The following is a 3,462-nucleotide window of genomic DNA, read 5'->3' as shown; positions in this document are numbered from 1 at the left end:
AAGACCGTGCAAGGGCTCGTCCAACCCCCGTTGCAGCGAATGCTGCACATCACCTCTTTTATGCTCTGCCTAAATTCGCCAGAATCTGGTAGATTGTAGCGGTGCAGAATTCGCTGAACTAATCGTTTATGTGACTCAGAGTAAAACTATAGTCTCATGTTTATGTATAAGTAATGTCTGCTTGAGAAATAAGCTCAAATTTTACAAAATTCAACTGGAAGGAAATCAATGCCTGACTTAACGACAATAAGTACTGCTTTAGCAAGTATTAAAACTGCAGCAGAAATTGCCAAATTGATCAAGGATAGCAATCAGAGCCTTGAGCAAGCAGAATTCAAACTAAAACTATCTGATTTGGTTAGTTCTTTAGCAGATGCAAAAATTGAGATTGCCACTATCCAAGAATTGCTGATAGAAAAGGATCGTGAAATTTATCAACTAAAAGAAAGAATTGAAGTTAAAGAGTCAATGTTTTTTGAGCCACCATATTATTTTTCTGAACGTAATAAAGTTAAAGATGGCCCTTTTTGTGCTCAATGCTATGACAGTGACGGAAAATTAATTCGATTAATAAATAATGGTTATGGTCCTGGCATCTGGAGGTGCAACACCTGCCAAAATACATTCTCAGACCAAAACTACCAATAAACACCGTCACATAACAAGTGGTTGGTAGGGACGCCTACGGCGCCCCACAACCAAGCGTTATATTTCACGGGTAGAGTGGCATTAACAAAAAATGGACAAAAATTTATGAAATTAGGATTTTTCTTTGGTGCAGGTGCTGAAGTCGGTTATGGGTTACCAACAGGTGGTAAATTTGCAATTGATCTATTTCGTCAAGATGTAAGTGTACATAAACAGTCACTTCGACAGCAATTAGGGCAAATAAACTCCCTGACTAACTACGCTACTGGATGGTTGCCAGAAAAGTATGCAACGCAACGTATTCATGCATTTGGTAAGAATGAATTTACCAACTTAATTGAATCATCAATTGAGTATAGAAAATCAGAAATAATCCGCAGACTAAATAATTTCGATGAAGAAGCAGAATATGCTCTATCGCAACTAGGCCTTAACAAACAAAATCTAGTAGATAAGTTTGGGGCTGAAATGGATACCCAATACGGAGAGCTATTGTATTCAACAGCTGTACGTATGAACCCTATATTGGCAAATGAAGTTCGGTTGTTTGGCAGTGAATTTTACTCAGCAATTCTGAGTATCATTAGTTGTAAAGAAAACACGGCTGATCTTCAAAGATATGCTGGTGCATTCTTACAACTATTGGTAGGCGCGCATGGTCAAGACTTAGTCCAGCGATTGAATCAAGAGTTGTTCGAAGCTGCACCAGATAATATCCCTATATTCGACGATGTGAGTGGGATGTTTAAACTCGAATTTAGTCGTGCTGGGCTAACAGCTTTAGAATTACTGTTAGAACAAAAGCGTGAATATGACATTGAGAATGGCACAATAAATGACCTTTTATCAGCTATCTCGCAGCAACTTCTTGAGAATATTTTTACCACCGTTCTCGATTACCAGTCACTAATTGATAGTCATTTTAGGTATCTGTTTTCACCAAAAACTGAATGGGCTAAATTCTCAAAGATGGTTGTGTTTTTAAGAGCCACAAGGGAATACATAATCAAGCAATTAGAAGAAGCTGGGGATCTTCCTGATAGTGGATATTATCACGATCTCCAACGCTGTACTGAACTTGATATTGAGATAGGAGCTATAGGTACAGCTAATTATAATAGCTTGGTTGAAAATATATCTAGTAATATCGGCTTTGATATTCCTACTGTGCATCATTTGAATGGTGGGGTTTGTGATTACTATAATCCATACAAAAACTCTGTAATTTCTTGTCCGACGGAAGAAGAAGTTCCTACAGACCAAATTCATGTGCCGTTTATATTAACTCAAAGTGGACTGAAGCCACTAACCTCTGTAGATATGTCCAGAAGGTATGTGGGCTTATTTGATCAGTATCTTACCTGCGATGCAATAATCGTTATAGGGTATGGTTTTAATATTGATGATAGCCATATCAATGGTCTGTTTAGACAGCTAATTGAAGACAGCGATAAAAACTTATTTTGGATTTGTCTCAGTACTGATGGAACTGCCGAAATTCAAAAAAGTAGGCTGGTGCAGAAGCTTCGTATAAGTGCAGAAAATAGAGACAAGGTTAGTGTCATTCCTGTAGACCCTTCTGAAAGGAAAGCTGATGATGTTAATTGGCTGGATATTTTGAAATCGAGAGTTTCTGGCTAAGTGAAATATAACAAGCCACTGCACTCGGAAATTTTACTCGCTCCGCTCCTAAAATTCCGGTGAGTGGGGCGTTAGGCGCACCCAATCTTCAGCATCAAAGCAAAACCATAAATACAGTTAGGGAAGAAATAACATATGAAGAAAACAATAATAATATCTGCGATTGCATTTTTGAGTGGTTGTGCTGCAATATCGCCAAAAGATAAAGGGCCAGAGAATGTTATTTCATACTCTTACAGTAATTTTGGTAGCCCTGTAGATAAAATTCTTCCTATATTCCGTCAAACAAACTCGATAAAGCATAAAAAATATGAGTTTTACTATGATGCGTTAAATGATCACCCGTGGGATGAAATCTATTCTAAATATTGCACAGATAAAGGGTGGGAAATTCAATCTTCTCAAAAATGGTATGAACCTAGATTTTGTATATCAAAAGAAAGTGAGAAAATAGAATATACTTGGATGACAGGAACTGGATCAGTTTCATTTTCTCAAAAAGGTTATAATCATGGAGGTTGGGCTCAAAATCGAAGTGTATCAGGTTTTAAAACATACCTTGTTGTATTAAGACCATTCGAGAAAATAGAGGATCGTGAAAAAGTAGGTAACATGGTAATAAATATTTACAATCAGGTAGCAAGCAGAAAATAATCAAGCGCCTAACGAATAAGGATAGATTGCGCCCAGCCGCAATCTTATCCTGTTGTTGCACAAGCCCGGGTTGATTTCTGGCGAGGAAGGTCTATTGAAGTTTACTTTTCTGGCGGATCTTGAATCAGAGCGTTTTTTCAGAACGCTATTTATTCAGGATGAGTGTCTCCCGACCACTGCATTACGGTAGTCCGGGGTATGTCATATCTGTCTGGCTGAGCTTACATTTCCTCCCTGCCTGTGAATGGCAGTGTTTGTTGCTGTAGCAATAACTCAGGTCAGTTTCAGGAAACTGAATGCAATGTGTTTCATCGCTGCACCGCAACGCCTGCACGTGAATTGCGGACGAATCACGGGTTCTACTGCTTTGACCATGACGTTTAAAACCAGTTGCACCAGTGATAATTGTTTTTTGGCGTTGCTGTGTAAAAATCCATAATCCCGCGATCGTCGAAATCGCCTGGGTAATACATGTTTCAGTACCAGCCACAGGAAGTCTTCCCCTGGCAGGGTTCGCTT

General features: G+C 38.7%; 4 protein-coding genes. 3 read left to right on the top strand and 1 reads right to left on the bottom strand.

Going from position 1 to position 3,462, the window contains the following annotated elements; translation table 11 throughout:
- Positions 1-228: 228 nt before the first annotated feature.
- The 3 genes from J7439_RS25070 to J7439_RS25060 all read left to right on the top strand — a co-directional run bounded on the left by J7439_RS25070 (position 229) and on the right by J7439_RS25060 (position 2,943).
- Complete coding sequence (locus tag J7439_RS25070) at positions 229-648, top strand: hypothetical protein (RefSeq protein ID WP_209204785.1); 420 nt, start codon at positions 229-231, stop codon at positions 646-648.
- A 75-nt stretch (positions 649-723) separates the two neighbouring features.
- Positions 724-2,289, top strand: a complete 1,566-nt coding sequence (locus J7439_RS25065) for a hypothetical protein (protein ID WP_209204784.1) — start codon at positions 724-726, stop codon at positions 2,287-2,289.
- Positions 2,290-2,424: 135 nt separating this feature from the next.
- Positions 2,425-2,943: a hypothetical protein gene (locus J7439_RS25060; protein ID WP_209204783.1), complete on the top strand. Its 519-nt coding sequence runs from the start codon at positions 2,425-2,427 to the stop codon at positions 2,941-2,943.
- 273 nt (positions 2,944-3,216) lie between these two features.
- Here the strand turns inward: J7439_RS25060 and J7439_RS25055 are convergent.
- Positions 3,217-3,462, bottom strand: a 246-nt coding sequence (locus J7439_RS25055; protein WP_209204782.1) for a transposase, incomplete at its 5' end; no start/stop codon positions are given.

Source organism: Salinisphaera sp. G21_0, assembly GCF_017744115.1.
GTDB lineage: Bacteria > Pseudomonadota > Gammaproteobacteria > Pseudomonadales > Endozoicomonadaceae > Endozoicomonas.
Note: the sequence above shows the minus strand (reverse complement) of the source record. Positions and strands in the feature narration are given on the sequence as shown.

What these genes read in the sequence shown, in the direction of transcription:
- J7439_RS25060 (WP_209204783.1), top strand. Translation starts at nt 2,425, where the DNA reads ATGAAGAAAACAATAATAATATCTGCGATTGCATTTTTGAGTGGTTGT.
- J7439_RS25070 (WP_209204785.1), top strand. Translation starts at nt 229, where the DNA reads ATGCCTGACTTAACGACAATAAGTACTGCTTTAGCAAGTATTAAAACT.